Source organism: Streptomyces xiaopingdaonensis (assembly GCF_000262345.1).
GTDB classification, from domain to species: domain Bacteria; phylum Actinomycetota; class Actinomycetes; order Streptomycetales; family Streptomycetaceae; genus Streptomyces; species Streptomyces xiaopingdaonensis.
Window position 1 is genome coordinate 1 of sequence record NZ_AJTQ01000205.1, and the last position, 17,270, is coordinate 17,270.

Annotated in this window: 16 protein-coding genes; 9 read left to right on the forward strand and 7 right to left on the reverse strand. The window is 73.3% G+C overall.

Annotated elements, in window-relative coordinates; genetic code table 11:
* Both UWG_RS30230 and UWG_RS0116475 read right to left on the reverse strand, forming a co-directional pair.
* Positions 1–377: NAD(P)-binding protein (locus UWG_RS30230; protein WP_033196190.1), on the reverse strand; the 377-nt coding region annotated here is incomplete at its 3' end.
* A 1-nt stretch (position 378) separates the two neighbouring features.
* Positions 379–1,206: an enoyl-CoA hydratase family protein gene (locus UWG_RS0116475; protein WP_016908322.1), complete on the reverse strand. Its 828-nt coding sequence runs from the start codon at positions 1,204–1,206 to the stop codon at positions 379–381.
* Positions 1,207–1,973: 767 nt separating this feature from the next.
* Here UWG_RS0116475 and UWG_RS0116485 point away from each other — a divergent pair.
* From UWG_RS0116485 to UWG_RS0116500, 4 genes are all read left to right on the forward strand, one after another.
* On the forward strand, positions 1,974–2,432 hold the full coding sequence (locus tag UWG_RS0116485; RefSeq protein WP_016908324.1) for a DUF6099 family protein: 459 nt from the start codon (positions 1,974–1,976) through the stop codon (positions 2,430–2,432).
* Positions 2,433–2,494: 62 nt separating this feature from the next.
* Complete coding sequence (locus UWG_RS0116490) at positions 2,495–3,418, forward strand: LLM class F420-dependent oxidoreductase (protein ID WP_016908325.1); 924 nt, start codon at positions 2,495–2,497, stop codon at positions 3,416–3,418.
* Complete coding sequence (mmuM, locus tag UWG_RS0116495; protein WP_016908326.1) at positions 3,415–4,317, forward strand: homocysteine S-methyltransferase; 903 nt, start codon at positions 3,415–3,417, stop codon at positions 4,315–4,317. The genes UWG_RS0116490 and mmuM overlap by 4 nt, the downstream gene beginning before the upstream one ends.
* Positions 4,318–5,108: 791 nt before the next feature.
* Positions 5,109–5,861, forward strand: coding sequence for a glycoside hydrolase family 75 protein (locus UWG_RS0116500; protein WP_016908327.1), 753 nt, complete (start codon positions 5,109–5,111; stop codon positions 5,859–5,861).
* A 487-nt stretch (positions 5,862–6,348) separates the two neighbouring features.
* On the opposite strand, the gene UWG_RS0116505 is transcribed toward UWG_RS0116500, so the two are convergent.
* On the reverse strand, positions 6,349–7,035 hold the full coding sequence (locus UWG_RS0116505) for a phosphonatase-like hydrolase (RefSeq protein WP_016908328.1): 687 nt from the start codon (positions 7,033–7,035) through the stop codon (positions 6,349–6,351).
* Positions 7,028–7,801: a GntR family transcriptional regulator gene (locus UWG_RS0116510; protein WP_016908329.1), complete on the reverse strand. Its 774-nt coding sequence runs from the start codon at positions 7,799–7,801 to the stop codon at positions 7,028–7,030. Before UWG_RS0116510 ends, UWG_RS0116505 begins: the two co-directional genes overlap by 8 nt.
* A 154-nt stretch (positions 7,802–7,955) precedes the next feature.
* On the opposite strand from UWG_RS0116510, the gene UWG_RS0116515 reads away from it, so the two are divergent.
* The 4 genes from UWG_RS0116515 to argF all read left to right on the forward strand — a co-directional run bounded on the left by UWG_RS0116515 (position 7,956) and on the right by argF (position 13,696).
* Positions 7,956–9,152, forward strand: coding sequence for a TIGR03364 family FAD-dependent oxidoreductase (locus UWG_RS0116515; RefSeq protein ID WP_050988592.1), 1,197 nt, complete (start codon positions 7,956–7,958; stop codon positions 9,150–9,152).
* Positions 9,153–9,324: 172 nt separating this feature from the next.
* Complete coding sequence (locus UWG_RS0116520) at positions 9,325–10,701, forward strand: MFS transporter (RefSeq protein ID WP_029391505.1); 1,377 nt, start codon at positions 9,325–9,327, stop codon at positions 10,699–10,701.
* Between the two features lie 638 nt (positions 10,702–11,339).
* The gene (locus tag UWG_RS0116525) at positions 11,340–12,575 is read left to right on the forward strand and encodes an arginine deiminase (protein WP_016908332.1); all 1,236 of its coding nucleotides are present in this window, start codon (positions 11,340–11,342) and stop codon (positions 12,573–12,575) included.
* Positions 12,576–12,688: 113 nt separating this feature from the next.
* Positions 12,689–13,696: an ornithine carbamoyltransferase gene (argF, locus tag UWG_RS0116530; RefSeq protein ID WP_016908333.1), complete on the forward strand. Its 1,008-nt coding sequence runs from the start codon at positions 12,689–12,691 to the stop codon at positions 13,694–13,696.
* 1 nt (position 13,697) lies between these two features.
* Here the strand turns inward: argF and UWG_RS0116535 are convergent, their stop codons facing one another.
* Complete coding sequence (locus tag UWG_RS0116535) at positions 13,698–14,213, reverse strand: ATP-binding protein (protein WP_157838562.1); 516 nt, start codon at positions 14,211–14,213, stop codon at positions 13,698–13,700.
* An 840-nt stretch (positions 14,214–15,053) separates the two neighbouring features.
* On the opposite strand from UWG_RS0116535, the gene UWG_RS0116540 reads away from it, so the two are divergent.
* Positions 15,054–15,824 carry an alpha/beta fold hydrolase gene (locus UWG_RS0116540; RefSeq protein ID WP_016908335.1) on the forward strand — a complete coding sequence of 257 codons (771 nt, stop codon included), beginning with the start codon at positions 15,054–15,056 and terminating at the stop codon, positions 15,822–15,824.
* 14 nt (positions 15,825–15,838) lie between these two features.
* Here the strand turns inward: UWG_RS0116540 and UWG_RS30235 are convergent, their stop codons facing one another.
* On the reverse strand, positions 15,839–16,144 hold the full coding sequence (locus UWG_RS30235) for a hypothetical protein (protein WP_033196191.1): 306 nt from the start codon (positions 16,142–16,144) through the stop codon (positions 15,839–15,841).
* 60 nt (positions 16,145–16,204) lie between these two features.
* Positions 16,205–17,209 (reverse strand): zinc-binding alcohol dehydrogenase family protein, encoded by a 1,005-nt coding sequence (locus UWG_RS0116550; RefSeq protein ID WP_016908337.1) that lies wholly within the window; start codon positions 17,207–17,209, stop codon positions 16,205–16,207.
* Positions 17,210–17,270 lie beyond the last annotated feature (61 nt).

A 17,270-nucleotide genomic window follows, 5' to 3' on the forward strand; every position in this document is an offset into this window, starting at 1 on the left:
AAGCGCAGGTCGACGCCGAGGGCGCGGCAGCGGCGCTGGAGCAGCGCGAGGAGACGCCGGCGCTCCAGCGCGGCGAAGGCGTGGCCCGAGGAGCGGAGCGTGCGTCCGCGGTGCGTCACGGCGATGTCGTCCCAGCGCACCAGCTCCCGTTGCAGCGCGGCGTGGAACTCGGGGTCGGCCGAGGCGATGCCGCCGAGCGTCTCGTCGGAGAGGACGATGCCGTAGCCGAAGGTGTGCTCCGGCGGGTTGCGCTCCCAGACGGTGACCTCGCGCGCCGGGGCGAGCCGCTTCAGCAGCGCAGCGGCGTAGAGCCCGCCGGGACCGCCGCCGGCGACGGCGATCCGCCGCGACCCGCGGCGCTCCGCCGCGCCGCCCACCTCAGCGCCCCTCCCACTCGGGTTCGCGGCGGCCCGTGAACGCGGCGTGGAACTCCCGGTAGTCGGCGCTGTGCATCAGCAACGCCTGCGTCGCGGCGTCGAGTTCGACGGCGCCCGAGAGGGTGAGGTCGAGCTCGGCGGTGAGGAGCGCCTTGGTCTGCGCGTAGGCGAGGGCGGGCCCGGCGGCGAGCCGCCCGGCGAGGGCCGCGGCGGCGGCGTCGGCGCCGGCCTCCTCGGTCAACCCGCTGAGCAGGCCGATGCGTTCGGCCTCGGGCGCGCGCACCTGGTCGCCGAGGAGCAGGATGCGGGTGGCATGGCCGAGGCCGACGAGGCGCGGCAGCAAGTAGGCGGCGCCCATGTCGCCGCCGGAGAGGCCGACCTTGGTGAAGAGGAAGGAGAACCGCGCGGTCGGGTCGGCGATGCGGAAGTCCGAGGCGAGCGCGAGCACCGCGCCGGCCCCGGCGGCGGCGCCGTGGACGGCGGCGACGACGGGGAAGGGCGCCTCCCGCAGCGCCCGCACCACCTGTCCCGTCATCCTGTTGAAGTCGAGGAGTTGGGAGGTCTCCATGCCGAGGGTGGCACCGATGATCCCGTCGACGTCGCCTCCCGAGCAGAAGCCGCCCCCCTCCCCGGCGAGGACGAGGACGCGCGTGCGGTTCTCCCGCGAGAGCTGCGCGAGGAGGTCGCGCAGGTCGGCGTAGGCGCCGAAGGTGAGCGCGTTGAGGCGCTCGGGCCGGGCCAGGGTGACCGTGACGACGCCGCCCTCCTCCTCGACCCTCAGGTGCCGCCAGTCGTCGGTCCGGTGTGCGCTTCCGGTGAACGGGCTCAACGTCGGCCTCCCGCACGGGGGTTGGAGTGAACGGACGCGCCGGACGTGCCCGGCAGGCGCGGCCGCCTGGACGAGCTCGGGTCGTGCCGTCCCGGCGCCGGCCGGGGCCGCCGAGCCGTCGCGCCCGGAGGGCGCGAGAGGTGCAGGCGCCCGGAGACCGCGAGGGGGCGCAGGCGTCGGGCGGTCTCGCGAACGTATCACCAGTTTCTTACCGCCGTCACGAGTACGCGATAGACGGAAGGGCGGATCCGCGGCTGCCGCAACCTCCATCTCCTCACCCGTTCGGGGGAGTTCACGTCCGGTGGAACGGTTCGCCAACCCGGCCCGTGCATACCGCCCCTGCCATGGAAGCCGCCTTCCCGCCGACCACGGACCGCCGCCTCCCCTCCGCGAGGCTCCTCCACGCCCCCGCCGCAGCGGCACCCCGCACCGTCCACCCCGGAGCCGCCGAGCCGTGATCCGCCGCCGCCCGTTCGCCCATGCTCCGCGTGCGGCCCATGGCACGCGATGCGCCGCGCACATCCCGCGTCCCCCATGGACACCTCACGCACCCCCCGCCACCCTGAAGTTGGCGCCATCGGCCGGTCCGGACAGGAAACGCCCAGGAAGCGCCGTCGATGGAACGTTTCCCGAGTACCGGAACCGGTCACTCTATGGAGTGAGGGAACTGTCCACACGGGGCGGTTTATCCAGTGATTTCCCAAACTCCCTGGCGAACAAGGCCGATTATGGTCACGCTGGGTAACAACCAGCGGAGGGGATGGCAGATGGACGCCCTACGGCTCATCGCCGCCACCCGGCAAGCACTGTCCCAAAGCAGCGCCGTACACGACATCGTGGCCGAGGCATGGCAGGCACAGGCCCTTGCCGAAGCGATCGGAACGCGGCTCGCACACGGCGGCCCGCCCGAACTGCGGGCCGAGGCACAGGCGTTGAAAGAGGCCGCGACCCGCCCCACCGGCGTCACCGAGCGCCCGCAGCCGCCGGAGGCGTGCGGCCCGAGAGCCGTGGCGCTCACGCTCGTCGAGGACCCGCAGTGCGCCCTGCACGGCCTCGGAGAGCTCCTCGGCGAGGTCGGCGCCGCGCTCGTCGCGGTCGCCGTGACCGCGGACGACGAAGCGCTCTACTGGCAGTGCATCGAGGCGATCGACACCGCCGACGAGTCGGGCGACCGCGTCGTCGGCATGCTCCGCAAGCTCGCGTTGCGCGAGCACGGCGTCCACTGACCTGCGCCCCCGCCCGCGCCCCGCCCGTCAAACCCCCCTTGCCGCGGGCGACAATGGTGGCCATGGACCTCCGCGTATTCACCGAGCCCCAGCAGGGCGCCACCTACCAGGAGCTGCTCAAGGTCGCGCAGGCGGCCGAAGACCTCGACTTCGACGCCTTCTACCGCTCCGACCACTACCTCGCGATGGGGGACTCCGAAGGACTGCCCGGCCCGACGGACGCCTGGATCACCCTCGCCGGCCTCGCCAGGGAGACCAAGCGCATCCGCCTCGGCACCCTGATGACGGCGGCGACCTTCCGGCTCCCCGGACCGCTCGCCATCCAGGTCGCGCAGGTCGACGCGATGTCCGGCGGCCGCGTCGAGTTCGGCCTGGGTACGGGCTGGTACGCCGAGGAGCACACCGCCTACGGCATCCCCTTCCCCGAGCGCCGGTTCGGGCTGCTGGAGGAGCAGTTGGAGATCGTCACCGGCCTCTGGGAGACGCCGCTCGGCGAACGGTTCGACTACGAGGGTGAGCACTACCGGCTCAAGGACTCGCCCGCTCTCCCGAAGCCGGCCCAGCGCCGTGTGCCCGTCCTCGTCGGCGGCAAGGGCGCCAGGCGCACGCCCGCGCTCGCGGCCCGGTTCGCCGACGAGTTCAACCTGCCCTTCGGCACGCTCGCCGAGACCGAGCAGCAGTTCGCGCGCGTCCGCGAGGCGGCGGCCGAGCGGAGCAGGTCGGCCGAGGAGCTCGTCTACTCCAACGCACTCGTCGCCTGCGTCGGCGAGGACGACGCACAGGTCGCCCGCCGGGCCGCCGCCATCGGCCGCGACGTCGACGAACTCAAGGAGAACGGGCTCGCCGGCACCCCGGGCGAGGTCGTCGAGAAGATCGGCAGGTATGCCGAACTCGGGGCGACCCGCATCTACCTCCAGATCCTCGACCTCAGCGACCTCGGCCACCTGGAGCTCATCTCCGGCCAGGTCCGGCGCCAGTTGGCATGACGGGCTTCGCGGCCGCCCTCGACGAGGGCCCGCTCGTCCTCGACGGCGGGCTCTCCAACGAGTTGGAGGCCCTCGGCGCCGACCTCGGCGACGCGCTGTGGTCGGCGCGCCTCCTCGCGGACGATCCGGCGCTGGTGCGCGCCGCGCACGCCGCCTACGTCCGGGCGGGGGCGCAGGTGTTGATCACTGCCAGCTACCAGGCGTCCTTCGAGGGCTTCGCCCGACGCGGCGCCACCCGCTCCGAGGCGGGACGGCTGCTGCGGCGCAGCGTCGGACTCGCACGCGAGGCGGCCGAGGAGGCCGGCGGCGAGCACGTCTTCGTCGCCGGCTCGGTCGGCCCGTACGGCGCGGTCCTCGCGGACGGCAGCGAGTACACCGGCCGATACGGCCTGAGCACACGGGAGTTGGCCGACTTCCACCGCCCCCGCGTCGAAGCGCTCGCGGAGGCGGGCCCCGACGTCCTCGCGCTGGAGACGGTGCCGTCGGCCGCCGAAGCGGAGGCGCTGCTCCTGGCGGTGGAGGGGTGCGGCCTGCCCGTCTGGCTGAGCTTCACCGCCTCGGGCGGCCGGACACGGACGGGCGAGCCGCTCGGCGAGGCGCTGGCGCTGGCGGCAGGCGTCGAGCAGGTGGCGGCGGTCGGCGTCAACTGCTGCACCGTGCAGGAGGCTACGCGGGCGCTGCCGCTCGCCGCCGAGCGCGCGGGCAAGCCGGGCGTCGTCTATCCCAACAGCGGTGAGGGATGGGACGCGGACCGCCGGGCGTGGCGCGGCGAGCCGAGCTACGACCCGGCCGCGCCGGGCCTGGTAGACGGCTGGATAGGGGCGGGCGCGCGGCTCGTCGGCGGGTGCTGCCGGGTCGGCCCCGAGCGGATCGCGGCGGTGCGCCGCGCGCTGAGCTGAGGCCGTACCGGCTCATTCACCGCACACCGGACCGTGCAGCCCGCGGCTGGACCGACGTCACCGGACCCTCCTTCCACAGGTGGCCGAGTGCCCGGTCGTCAGGGCCCGGGAGCCGCCGTGCTCCCCCGTCAACTGCAGGACGGGCGGCGGACTCACGAGGTCCGGCCTCTCCGCGACGTGCAGCCCGACCGAGTCCGCGGCCTGGAGACGGGTACCTCCTGAACTCGCGCTCGCCCGTCCCCTCCTCCTGTACGCCCCTGCTGAGGGCACTCAGGAGACCGACTGCGAACCGGACGCACGGGTGGAGCACAGGAGTCCGGCCTCCCGCGACATACCGGGGCAAGCAGTCGCGGGTTCAGGTCCCGCTGCCCCGACCGGACGTCGGGACTTCGGGCAAGGGCAGGCGACTCACGCTCAGCGCCTGGACGGTCGCAGGCTCCGAGACCCGCCGGCCGAGCGTGCGTCGTCCCCCGTTCACGGCGGGCACGCACGTCCGGCGGCCAGGGGGAGGACGCGTTCGAGCAACGCACTGCCCGCCACCCGCACCGGAGTCGGGCCCAAGTCTTCTGGAGCGTACGACCGGAGCGCCGCGGCGGCATTGACATGGGCACGGCGGCGATGGAGGCTGACCCGCCGAAGCGTCGGGCCGGGGCACCCATCCGGCGACATCGTCATGACCGGACGAGGTCTTCCGCCAGCATCGTGCGGAGGCAGCGCGGACGACCGGCCCGCCGTGTCCGTGGGTACAGGCGACGGCGAGGCCCTCCCCCTTACAGCCATCTGGAGGTTCGATGAAACGCCCGTTCTCCCGACGCGGCCGCGCCCTGTGGGCCGCGGTGGCAGCGCTGCTCGTCGGGATCGTGCTCGTGCCCGCCGCTCAAGCGGGAACGCCGTCCGACAAAAGCGCGCACACGGCCGACTCGACCGCGGCGAGCGGCGGTTCGACCGCGGGGCCGACGGCCGATCAGCTCCGCGCGGCGATGGAATCGTGCGGCACGCAGCTCTCCGACGGCGAGTACGCCGAGGACGAGGGCGGCACCCCCTCCATCCCCGTCTGCGGCAAGAACGAGGCAGTGTTCTGGCAGGCCGACCTCGACGTGGACTGCGACGGCCGGCCCGGCGACGAGTGCAACGAGAACACGGACCCCGCCTTCCAGCCGGAGACCGCCTGCGTGCAGTCCGACGGCGAACCGCTGAACTCCGCGACGTTGCCGCACATCGTCGTCCCGCTGCCGAGCGAGACCTGGGACCACGCCGCGTCCGACGTCAACTGCGGCACCGTGGGCGCCGTGGTCTACGAGGACGAGGTCGTCTACGGCGTGATCGGCGACAAGGGCCCCGACTCGATCATCGGCGAGGCGTCGTACGCGATGGCCGACGAGCTGGGGATCGATCCCGACCCCGCCACCGGCGGCGTCTCCGGCAAGGTCGTCGGCTATGTGACCTTCCCCGGCACCGAGGTGTCGAAGAACGAGGACCACGCGGAGGCGACGGAGCTCGGCGAGGCCGCGGCCACGGAGTTCGTGGGGAACGGCGCCCGCTGAGCTCCTGGTCGACTCCGGCGGCGTACGCCGCCGTCCGCCCGGGCGCGCGTCACCGCGCCGGGCCCGCCACCGCGGGCCCGGCCGGACGTGTGCGCGAGCGCTCGGCCTGTCTCCGGAGCCGTGGGAGCAACGCCGCCACGTGGGAGCAGCCGCGACTCACCGTCGAACACGGGAGGCAGCCCGGACGGCGCTCCGCAACCGTCGCCACCTGGATCAACTTCTCCGGGAGGGCTGCTCGAGGGGACGCACCGCCCGCCTCGTCGGCACGGTGTCGAAGAGCGGCGGCTGCGAGTCGCCCTCGGCACCGGCGGACGCCGACTCTCGTCGGTTCCGGCGCTGTTCGTCGTGATCGCGGAGTGCGGAAGGCGCTGCACCCGGGGCGGCAGCCCCTCGTCACGTGGTACCGCCGGGCACCGACAACGCCTCGACCCCAGCGCCCGGGACGACGCCGCGCGCTCGACGCACCGCCGCCCGACGAGCCCCTCGCTCACGCCACTCCCGCGAGCACGACCTCGGGCACCTCCGCCACGCTCGCCAGAATCCGCGTGTGCGGCTCTTTTCCGAGGACCTCGCGGGGCACACCGCCGGTGAGCACACCGATCACCTCGCCGGCGCCCGCGTTGGTGCCGGCGAGGAGGTCCACGGCGGTGTCGCCCGCGACCAGCACCTTCCGCACGTCGAGGACGCCGGTGCGCTCCATCGCGCGGTGGATCATGTACGGCGCCGGCCGGCCGCGCGGCACCGCGTCCGAGGTGACGACGGCGTCGAGGTTGCCGCCCGGCTCCGACGACCAGCCGAGCGAGGCGAGCAGCGGCTCGGCCACGTCGTCACTGAAGCCGGTGGTGAGCGCGACCCGCACGCCGCCGGAACGCAGCGTGGCGAGCGCCGCCGCGACGCCGGGCAGCGGGGTCGGCGGCGTCTCCGCGTAGAGCGCGCGGAGCCGAGCGCTGAAGACCTCGTAGGACTCCTCCACCAGTTCGGGTGTCGGGCTGCCGCCGCCGAGGCGGATCAGGGCGTGCATCGCCTCCCGCTTGTCGGTGCCCATCCACGTCTGCAGGTCCTCGGCGTCGACGGGCACTCCGTGGTGCTCGACGGAGTGGCGCAGCGCGGCGTAGACCGCGCCGTGCTCCTCGATGGTGGTGCCGGCCATGTCGAAAACGGCGAGTTCAGTCATGGGTCTGCTCCTCGTTCGTGCGGTACCGCCCGACGACGGTTCGTCCCTCGGCGGTGTTCTCGACGGTGAAGGTGGCCATCGCGGGCAGGTAGCGGTCGTCGGCGCTCTCCAGCGGTTCGCCTTCGGCGGAGAAGGTCTGCCGCCGCACCCGCAGCAGCGGATCGCCGCTCGCGACCCCGAGCAGCTCCGCGTCGGTGTCGCCCGCGGCTACGGCGTCGATGGTGTGCCGCGCGTGGTGCAGGTCGACGCCGAACGCGCAGAGCGCCTCGTAGATCGAGCCGGTGTCCGGGTCGAACTCGAAGAGGTGGCGGCCCACTTCGAACCGGAAGGTGGCGCGTTCGACCATCGCGGGGATGCCGTCGAGCAGCCGCAGCCGCACCAACTCGACGACGGGGTCGCCTTCTTCGAGCCGCAGCCGGTCCGCCGTCTCCGCAGTGGCACGTCGCCGCGCCACCTCGACAGTGAGCTGGCCCGGCTCGCGGTCGATCGACCTCGCCCACTGGGTGAACGAGATCAGCGAGGCGAACGGCTGCGACGGCGTCGTCTTCCGGGCGATCGGCGGCTTGCCGCGCCCGCCGACGAGGTTGCCGTCGCGGCGCAGCAGCGCGAGCGCCTGCCGGACGGGGCCGCGTGAGGTACCGGACTCCCGACAGAGCTGTGCCTCGCTGGGAACCGGCTGCCCCTCTGGCCACTCGCCGGACTCGATGCGCCGCAGGAACTCCGTGCGGAGCCGTTGGTGGAGCGGCCCCTCATCACTTGTCTTCACAAGAAGACTATGGCATCAAGTCCGGTCGCTTCCAAGCCCGTTGAGGTTACGCCGAGACCAACGCCCGGCGTCCGTGGAGGCGGCGAGGTAAACACTCCGGAACTTGTAGTTACAACTCTTGTCAGCCTTCCGCAGCCGCCGCATCCTCGGACTCATGGATACCGCAACCCCCTCAGGACAGCGCCGGGTCGACGACGTCGGCCGCGAACCCCCGAACGGCAGCAGCGACGTGCTGATCGTGGGCGCCGGCATCGTCGGACTCGCGCACGCCTACGAGGCCGTGAGACGCGGCCAGTCCGTCACCGTCATCGAGCGCGACCACGAACCGGTCGGCGCCTCCGTACGCAACTTCGGCCACTGCTGCATCACGGCGCAGCACGGTGACCTGCTGGAGACCGCCTACGCGTCGCGCGCCGGCTGGCTGCACGCCGCGGGGGCGACGGGCATGTGGGCGCGCGAGGCGGGCGCCTACGTCGTCGCCCGCTCCCCCGTCGAGCTCGCCGTACTCGAAGAGCTGCGCGCCGAACGCGGCGGTGACAGCGTCCGGTTGTGCACGGCGGCGCAGCTCGCCGAGGCGCTCGGCGGTCCGGATCCGGACGGCCGGCGGCCGGCCGTGGGCGGCGCCTTCTTCCCGGACGACCTCCGGGTGAACCCGCGGACCGCGGCACCGGTGCTCGCCGACTGGCTGTCGAGGCAACCGGGCGTGCGGCTCCACTGGGGCACCGCGGTCACCGGCGCGGAATCGGGCACCGTGCACACCACCCGCGGAACGTTCACCGCCGCGCGCGTCCTGCTCTGCGTCGGCCACGACCTGGACCGGCTCTTCCCTCTGGCCGCCGAGGACCACGGCGTCGAGCGCTGCCGGCTCACCATGGCGCGCGTGGCGGCGCCCGAGAGCCTGCGCACCGAGGCAGCGGTGCTCACCGGCACCTCCATGCTCCGCTACGACGGTTTCACGGCGCAGCCCTCCGCGAGCGCACTGCGCACCGAAACCACCGAGCACAGCCCCGAGTTGCTCGACATCGGCGCGAACGTGATGTGCACCGCGCTGCCCGACGGCACCCTCCTCGTCGGCGACTCGCACTCCTACGCACCGACGGCCAGCCCCTTCGTCGACGAGGGAGCCGCACAGCTCCTCCTCGACGCCGCCGCCGAACTCCTGGGCGTCGACACTCTCCGGGTGCGCGAGCGGTGGCAGGGCGTCTACGCGAGCAGTGCGCGCGGACCGCTGCTCGTGCGCGACCTCGCTCCGGGCGTCCGCGCCCTCGCCGTGACCTCCGGCATCGGCATGACCCTCTCCTTCGGCCTCGCCGCGGCCACCTTCGACGGCGCTCTCCAGCCCACGCACTGAGCCCCTCCGAAGGCGGGGCGTTCCACGCGAGCGCCCCGCATCGGCTCCCCTCACCTTCTCCTCTCCCCGCCCCCGGCACGCCGAGGGTCCATCCGGCCTGCCCGCGGGGCGAGTTCGGCATGTCTCCACGCCCCGTCGCCCCGGTCGCCCCTGCCCAGAAACGGAATCCGCGATGAGTAGAACCACGCAATCCGGCGCCGCCGGCTCCCCTTCCGAACTCCCACCGGCTCGGGCCGCGTCCGACGAGTCGGCGGGCACGGCACCGCACCCGCACCGGCCCACCCCCCGTTCACTGCGCTGGAGTTGGCAGATCTTCGCGGTGACGTGGCTCGCCTACGCCGGGTACTACGTCGTCCGGCAGGCGTTCTCCGTCGCCAAGCTCGGCATCCTCGACGACCCCTCGGTGAACGGCGTGTTGACCGAGCACGCGCTCGGTGCAATCGACGCCGTCTACCTCGCCGCGTACGCCGTCGGCCAGTTCCTCTGGGGTACGTGGGCGGACCGCTTCGGGCCCCGCGTCGTCGTCATCGGCGGCATGATCGGCTCCGTCGCCGCCGCGGTGCTGCTCGGCGTGAGTAGCGCGGTGCTCGTCTTCGGCGGCGCGATGGTGCTGATGGGGCTGGCACAGTCCACGGGGTGGGCGGCGCTGTGCAAGAACGTCGTCGCCTTCTTCCCGCTCCACGAGCGTGGCCGGGTGCTCGGCCTCTGGTGCTCCAGCTACGCCTTCGGCGGACTCGTCGCACCGCCGTTCCTGGGCTGGTGCGCGTACTCGCTCTTCGACGACTGGCGGGTGGCGTTCTTCGCCTCCGCGGCGACGCTCTCCGTGGTGCTGCTGCTCTTCGTCGTCTTCCAGCGCAACCGCCCGGAGGACGTCGGACTGCCGCCCCTCGCCGGGGAGTCCGAGCCCGCCGACGCACGCACCGACGAGGAGAAGGCGGCGCGGCCCAGCACCCTGGCCCTCTACCGCGAAGCGCTGCGCGACCGGATGGTGCTCACCCTCGGGCTCGCGTACTTTCTGCTCAAACCCGCGCGGTACGCGCTGCTGCTGTGGGGCCCGGTGCTCGTCAGCCGCCAACTGCCGGACGCCTCGCACCTGGAGGCGACGCTGATCCCGGTCGCCTTCGGCGTCGCCGGACTGCTGGCGCCGCCCGCCGTCGGGTGGCTCTCCGACCGCGTCTTCGGCGCCCGCCGGATGCCGCCGTGCGTCCTTGCGCTCGGCGTGCTTGTGGTGATGCTCGCGCTCTTCAGTCCACTCACCGCGACCGGCAGCATCCCGGTGATGGTCGCCGTCCTCACCGTCATCGGCTTCGCGGCCTACGCCGCCGACGCGCTCATCGCCGGCGTCGCCGCCGTCGACTTCGGCAACTCCTCGGGAGCCGGCACCGTGACCGGGCTCGTCAACGGCTGCGGTTCGGTCGGGGCGATCCTGGGCGGCCTGCTGCCGGGCTTCCTCAGCGGCGAGGCGCTCTTCCACGGCTTCGCGGCCGCGGCGCTCGTGGCCTGCCTGGTGATGCTCCCGCACTGGAACCGGATGCCCCGCTCGGACTGAGGCCCGAGCCGACTCCGACGCGGCCGAGCAGCGGCGGACACGGCCGCCGAGAACGTCGACCTGCACGCGAAGACGCCCCGGGCGCGGTGAATTCGTGCCCCGGGGCGCCTTCGCCGGAACGTCACTCGGTGACGTGCTGTCACCTCCGCGACGAACTGCACGGGATGCGGTGATCCGCCTCGCCGCGACCGAACCGGCCCTGCGCACCCTGTGGTTGCCGGCCGGCCACGAGGGGCATAGGGAGCTGCGGACCGTTGTCGCGGACGCGCCGCGCAGCCTCACGCCGAAATCGAAAGCGCCGTCGACCAAGGCGGGCATCCGCGCGGACAAGCCGGCACGGGTCCGTCGGCGGCACGGACGGCGGAGCCGCGGTCGCGGAGACCTCCGGTGACGAGTGCCACGCCGAGCGCCCTGACCGCCTCGGCTCTCTCGGGCGCGGCGTCGCGTACCAGGGCGCGTACGGCGAAGCGGCCGCGAGCAGCGGCGCCGCAGTGCCTGCCCGCGGCGCCGGTGACGAGGACGGGAGCCGGGAGGCACGGCGCTTTTCGAGCGGGCCCGCCGCTCGACAACACGGAGAGGAGAAGCCCTTCCCTACGCTTCCCCACGCACGCGGCGCCGTACTCGGCGAGGATGGGCCCATGGGATTCCACGTCGACTCCGAGACAGGCCGGCTCCGCCGCGTCATCCTCCACCGCCCGGGCCTGGAGCTGAAACGCCTCACCCCGACCAACAAGGACGACCTCCTCTTCGACGACGTCCTCTGGGTGCGCCGCGCCCGCGAGGAGCACGACGCACTCGCCACGGCGCTGCGGACGCGGGGCGTCGAGGTCCACCTCTTCGGCGAACTCCTCGCCGAGACCCTGGAGATCCCCGAGGCGAGGGCTCTCGTCCTCGACCGCGTCTTCCAGGAGTACGAGTACGGCCCGCTGGCGACGGACACACTGCGGGCAGCCTTCGACTCCCTCCCCACCCCGCAGCTCACCGAGGCGCTCATCGGCGGGATGACGAAGCGGGAGTTCCTGGAGGGCCACATCGAGCCGGCCTCCGTCGGCTTCCACGTCCTCGACAACGACGAGTTCCTCCTCGCGCCGCTCCCCAACCACCTCTTCACGCGGGACACTTCGGCCTGGGTCTACGACGGCGTCTGCATCAACGCGATGCGCTGGCCGGCGAGACGGCGCGAGACCGTCCACTTCGAGGCCGTCTACCGCCACCATCCGCTCTTCGCCGGCGACCTCGCCGGCGAGTACCACACGTGGTCGGAGGGGAGCCGGGGACCGCACCCGTCGACGATCGAGGGCGGCGACGTCCTGGTGATCGGCAACGGCGCCGTCCTCGTCGGCATGAGCGAGCGGACGACGCCGCAGGCGGTCGAGCTCCTCGCGGAGCGGCTCTTCGAGGCGGGCTCGGCACGCACCATCGTGGCGCTGGACATGCCGAAGCGCCGGGCCTTCATGCACCTGGACACCGTGATGACGATGGTCGACGGGGACGCCTTCACCCAGTACGCGGGCCTCGGCATGCTCCGCTCGTACACCATCGAGCCCGGGGGCTCGCCGAAGGACCTGAAGGTCACCGACCACCCGCCCGAGCACATGCACCGCGCCATCGCGTCGGCGCTCGGTCTCGACGCCATCCGGGTCCTCGCCCCGACCCAGGACGTCCGCTCGGCCGAGCGCGAGCAGTGGGACGACGGCTGCAACGTCCTCGCCGTCGAGCCGGGGGTCGTCCTCGCCTACGACCGGAACGTCACCAGCAACGCGCACCTGCGGCACAAGGGGATCGAAGTGGTGGAGATCCCCGGCAGCGAGCTCGGGCGGGGGCGGGGCGGACCGCGGTGCATGAGCTGCCCGGTCGAGCGCGACGCGGTGTGAGAGCGACCCGCGTCGCATAGGGATACTGGTACACGTATAGTATTCCGACTTCTGCTACTGCCCCACGAACAGCGGCGCGGCCCGGGGTCGGGACGCGCACCGAGGAGTCCGCCATGGCGATAGACCTCACCGGCCGCCACCTCCTGAAGGAGGCCGACCTCACCGCCGAGGAGTTCCGCCATCTCGTGGGTCTCGCCTCGGAGTTGAAGGCCGCGAAGCGGGCGGGGACCGAGCAGCGGCGCCTCGGAGGGAAGAACATCGCGCTCGTCTTCGAGAAGGCGTCGACGCGGACCCGCTCCTCCTTCGAGGTCGCGGCGGCCGACCAAGGGGCGCACACCACCTACCTCGACCCGACCGGTTCGCACATCGGCATCAAGGAGTCGGCCGCCGACACCGCGCGCGTCCTCGGGCGGATCTACGATGCGATCCAGTACCGCGGGAGCGGCCAGGCGGTCGTCGAGGAGCTCGCGGCACACGCCGGTGTCCCCGTCTACAACGGGCTCACCGACGAGTGGCACCCCACGCAGATGCTCGCCGACATCCTCACGATGTCGGAGCACGCGCCGGGCAAGCCGCTGGAGCAGCTCGCCTTCGCCTACCTCGGCGACGCACGGAACAACATGGGCAACTCCTACCTGGTGACAGGGGCGTTGCTCGGCATGGACGTCCGTATCGCGGCGCCGTCCTCGCTGTGGCCCGAGGAGCAGGTCGTCACACGCGCCCGCGCCCTCGCCGCGGAGTCCGGCGCCCGGATCACGCTCACCGAGGACGTCATCGAGGGCGTGCGCGGGGCCGACTACGTCGCGACCGACGTCTGGGTCTCGATGGGCGAGCCGAAGGCCGTCTGGGCCGAGCGGATCGAGATGCTCAGCCCCTATGCGGTGACGACGGACGTGCTGCGCGCCAGCGGCAACCCCGACGTGAAGTTCCTCCACTGCCTACCGGCCTTCCACGACCTCGGGACCTCCGTCGCCCGCGAGATCCACGAGGAGTACGGGCTGGATTCGCTGGAGGTCACCGACGAGGTCTTCGAGTCGGAGCACTCCGTCGTCTTCGACGAGGCGGAGAACCGCATGCACACCATCAAGGCCGTCCTGGTGGCGACGCTCGCGGGGAGCTGAGTCAGCCGCCGTCCGTCCCGCCGTCCGAGCGCCGCCTGCGCCACCAGCCGCGCAGGCCACGGCTGTGCGGACGCCCCGCCCGCACCAGGAACCAGGCAGCCTTGCCCTGCGGCGTCGCCCAGCTTCCGCACGCGTCGCTGAGCTCCCGCACCAGGAGCAGGCCACGGCCTTCCTCGGGGAGGATGTCGACCTCCGAGACCCGGGAGAGGACGTCCTCGGCGGGGGCGTCCTGGAGGAGTCCCTCCACGAGTTCGCCCCCGTGGTCGCGCACCTCGACGAGGACACCTCCGTCGCCGGGGAGGACCGCGACGGCCAGGGCCACCGTGTCGCCCCGGCTCTCGTGCTCGACGGCATTGCTGACCAGCTCTGTGGTGAGCAGTTCGACGAGCCGCACGTCGAGCGGGCCGGCCGCGCCCGCCTCCTCCAGCACCCGACGCACGAACACCCGGCCCTCTCGCGCCGCGGCCGCGGTGCGGGGCAGGTCGGTCCGGTGTGCCGTGCGGGTGGCGGGGTCCATGGTGCGCGTCCTGTCGCCGGAGGCCGGTGACCGTACGTGGTCGGCGGGCGGTCCGAGTGTGCTCACTCCGCTCCGTGCTCGGAGTCTGTGATTCCGCTTTCTCTTCCACGGTACGCAGTGGCGGCGGGGACGGGCACGGCGCTGGGGTCCCACGGGTGCAGGACGCCGCGCAGCCGCGCCGGGTGCGCGCGGTACGGGGCGGGGCTACCGTCGCCTCCGCATGCGGCGTGACCGGGGCGGCCCCGTGCGGCGGCGCCAGGCAGGTCCCGGTCTTCCGCCTCGTCGTGAACCGAGTGCCGAGGAGGACCCCGCGGCTCGGCGACGGGCGCCGCGGCCGATCGCCTCGACGACGTTCGTCCCGCCGTGCTCATGGGCGGGTCGGTCGACCGTGCGAGCCGGGAGCAGGCACCCGCGCCACCTACCTGTCAGGGCGGGCTCCCGTACGGGCGCCGATCCGCCGCCCGAGGTGCTGCACGGCTCCGGCTTCGCGCGGACGGGCGGCGGCCAGGAGGCCGCGACGGCTGGTCGTGCCGCTGCCGTGGGCGACCGGCGGGCCGTCGGCTGGACCGACCTCGGCCCCTCCTGGAGCTCCACCGCCCGGCATGGCGACTGCACCGGCGCTTCCTCGGCGACGGCGCTTTCGCTCCCCGAGGGCGCGTCAAAAAGAACGGCCCGCGCCGCCCCACTCCCGGAAGGCGAACGCCTCCTCACCAGCGGCCCGTCGGCACAGGGCCCGCCGGAATCCGCCGTCGGATACGCACGGAACCGGGCGCTGGGCGGCAGCGCGACATATCGCCTACCGTCGCAGTGGCCACCGTCCCCGCTCCAGGAGTTCCGCCCGTGCCGTACGCCACCGCCCCCGACGGGACCCGGATCGCCTACCGGACCACGGGCGACGGTCCGCCACTGGTGCTGCTCGCGGGGCAGGCGACGTCGCACCACTGGTGGGACGGCGTGCGCGCCGACTTCGAGACCGCGCACACCGTCCTCACCCCGGACCACCGCGGCACCGGCGCGAGCGACAGCCCCCAAGGCCCGTACAGCACACGACAGTTCGCACAGGACGTCGTCGCCGTGCTCGACCACGCACGGCTCGACAGCGCGGACGTCTACGGCACCTCGATGGGAGGGCGCACGGCGCAGTGGCTGGCCGCGCTCCATCCGCACCGTGTCCGCCGGCTCGTCCTCGGCTGCACCTCCCCCGGCGGTCCGCACGCCGCCCGTCGCGACGAGGCCGCCCGACGCGCCCTCACCGGCGGCTCGGCACAGGCACAGCTCGAACTCCTCTACAGCCCCGAGTGGTTGGCCGCCCATCCGGCGCCTGTGCACACCCTCGGCGACCCGCAGATGTCCCCGTCCGCGCGACGCGCCCACTTCCGTGCGAGCGAGGAGCACGACGCCTGGGGGGCGCTCCCCCGCATCACGGCGCCCACGCTCGTCGTCCACGGCACCGAGGACCTCCTCAACCCGACGGCCAACGCGCACCACCTCGCCGCTCGCATCCCGCACGCCCGCCTGGAGTTGCTCGCGGGCGCCCGGCACGGCTACTTCGAGGAGTTCCGCGAGACGGCGTCACCGCTCGTCCTCGACTTCCTCGCCGAGGAGCGCTGAGGACGGGTGCTCCATCACCTCAGGCGCCCGCCGCGGCGCATCCGCGGGGTGCGCTGACGCGGCAGCCGGCCCGGAGCGCGGCCGCGCCTGAACGGGCCCTCGGGCGAGGGGACGACGGCTCTGCGCTCGCCCTCGGCGCGGAGCTCGTGGTGCGCCTGGTGCGCGGTGGCACGGAACGCCTCGTCGTGCGCTGCGAGGGCCGCAGTGATCGCCGTGCCCGCGAGACCCCGACGCCTGACGACGGACGCCAGCAGCGCGAGCGCGGCCAGGATCGCGGCGAGGCAGCAGGCGAAGACCAGGAACGGCAGCACCCCATCCATGGCACGAGCCTATGCCCGGCGCGCCGCCACAGCCTCCCCGCGGCCGCACCCGTCGGTCCGCTACTCCTCGGCGGTCACCACGAATTTGCCCACCATCGCGTGGCCCTCGACCGCACGGTGCGCCTCGCGCAGCACGGACGGGCTCAGCGGCCCCGTGCGCCGGGAGAGTGTGGTGCGCAGAACGCCGCTGTCGAAGAGCCCCGCGGCCTGCTCCAGCACGTCGTGGTGGGCCGTCGACTCCTCGTCGTGGAGCGGGCGGGTGAACACGAACTCCCAGAGCCACCCCTGACTCTTCGCCTTGAACGGCAGGAGGTCGAGCCCCTCCGGCTCGTCGATGGCCACGACGTCGCCTCGTCCGCGCAGCAACTCCGCATAGAGGGGGACCATGCCGGCCGAGAAGGGCGAGAAGAGGTGGTCCACGGCGTCGGGGCCGACCTCCTCGCGCAGGCGGTGGCGGTCGACCGTGCGGTGCGCGCCGAGGTCGAGGCTCCACTCCTCGGACTCGGGGCGCGAGGCGGCAGCCACCACCTCCACGTCGGTGAGCCGGCGTGCGAGCTGGACGACCATGGAGCCGACGCCGCCGGCCGCGCCCATCACCAGGAGGGTGCCGGTGCTCCGCGCCCCGAGGCGGAACCGTTCGAAGAGCGCCTCCCAGGCGGTGAGGAGCGTGAGCGGCACGGCTGCCGCCTCGGCGAAGTCGAGCGCGGAGGGCTTGTGGCCCACGAGGCGCTCGTCGACGAGCTGATGGTCCGTGTTGGAGCCGCTGCGGGAGAGCGACCCGGCGTAGTAGACGTCGTCGCCGACCTCGAAGAAGGAGACCCGGTCGCCGACCGCTACGACGGTGCCCGCCGCGTCGTACCCGAGCACGCGGGCGCCGTCGGAGCCGTCGTAGGAGGCTCGCTGCTTGAGGTCGACGGGGTTGACGGAGACGGCGCGTACCCGTACGAGCAGGTCGCGCGGCCCCACCTCGCCGATCTGCCGTTCCACGCTGACGAAGGTGCCCGCGGCGTCCACGGGACCGCCGGCCGTCATCGCGACGGTGCGGGCGAGGTCGGGTGCGTTCATGGGGTGACCCTAGCTGTGTTGTTCGGGGAGGTTGGTGACGCGGCTGGCGGGGGTTTGGCCT

What these genes read in the sequence shown, in the direction of transcription:
- UWG_RS0116485 (WP_016908324.1), top strand. Translation starts at nt 1,974, where the DNA reads ATGGACGCCCTACGGCTCATCGCCGCCACCCGGCAAGCACTGTCCCAA.
- UWG_RS0116490 (WP_016908325.1), top strand. Translation starts at nt 2,495, where the DNA reads ATGGACCTCCGCGTATTCACCGAGCCCCAGCAGGGCGCCACCTACCAG.
- mmuM (WP_016908326.1), top strand. Translation starts at nt 3,415, where the DNA reads ATGACGGGCTTCGCGGCCGCCCTCGACGAGGGCCCGCTCGTCCTCGAC.
- UWG_RS0116500 (WP_016908327.1), top strand. Translation starts at nt 5,109, where the DNA reads ATGAAACGCCCGTTCTCCCGACGCGGCCGCGCCCTGTGGGCCGCGGTG.
- UWG_RS0116505 (WP_016908328.1), bottom strand. Translation starts at nt 7,035, where the DNA reads ATGACTGAACTCGCCGTTTTCGACATGGCCGGCACCACCATCGAGGAG.
- UWG_RS0116515 (WP_050988592.1), top strand. Translation starts at nt 7,956, where the DNA reads ATGGATACCGCAACCCCCTCAGGACAGCGCCGGGTCGACGACGTCGGC.
- UWG_RS0116520 (WP_029391505.1), top strand. Translation starts at nt 9,325, where the DNA reads ATGAGTAGAACCACGCAATCCGGCGCCGCCGGCTCCCCTTCCGAACTC.
- UWG_RS0116525 (WP_016908332.1), top strand. Translation starts at nt 11,340, where the DNA reads ATGGGATTCCACGTCGACTCCGAGACAGGCCGGCTCCGCCGCGTCATC.
- argF (WP_016908333.1), top strand. Translation starts at nt 12,689, where the DNA reads ATGGCGATAGACCTCACCGGCCGCCACCTCCTGAAGGAGGCCGACCTC.
- UWG_RS0116535 (WP_157838562.1), bottom strand. Translation starts at nt 14,213, where the DNA reads ATGGACCCCGCCACCCGCACGGCACACCGGACCGACCTGCCCCGCACC.
- UWG_RS30235 (WP_033196191.1), bottom strand. Translation starts at nt 16,144, where the DNA reads ATGGATGGGGTGCTGCCGTTCCTGGTCTTCGCCTGCTGCCTCGCCGCG.
- UWG_RS0116550 (WP_016908337.1), bottom strand. Translation starts at nt 17,209, where the DNA reads ATGAACGCACCCGACCTCGCCCGCACCGTCGCGATGACGGCCGGCGGT.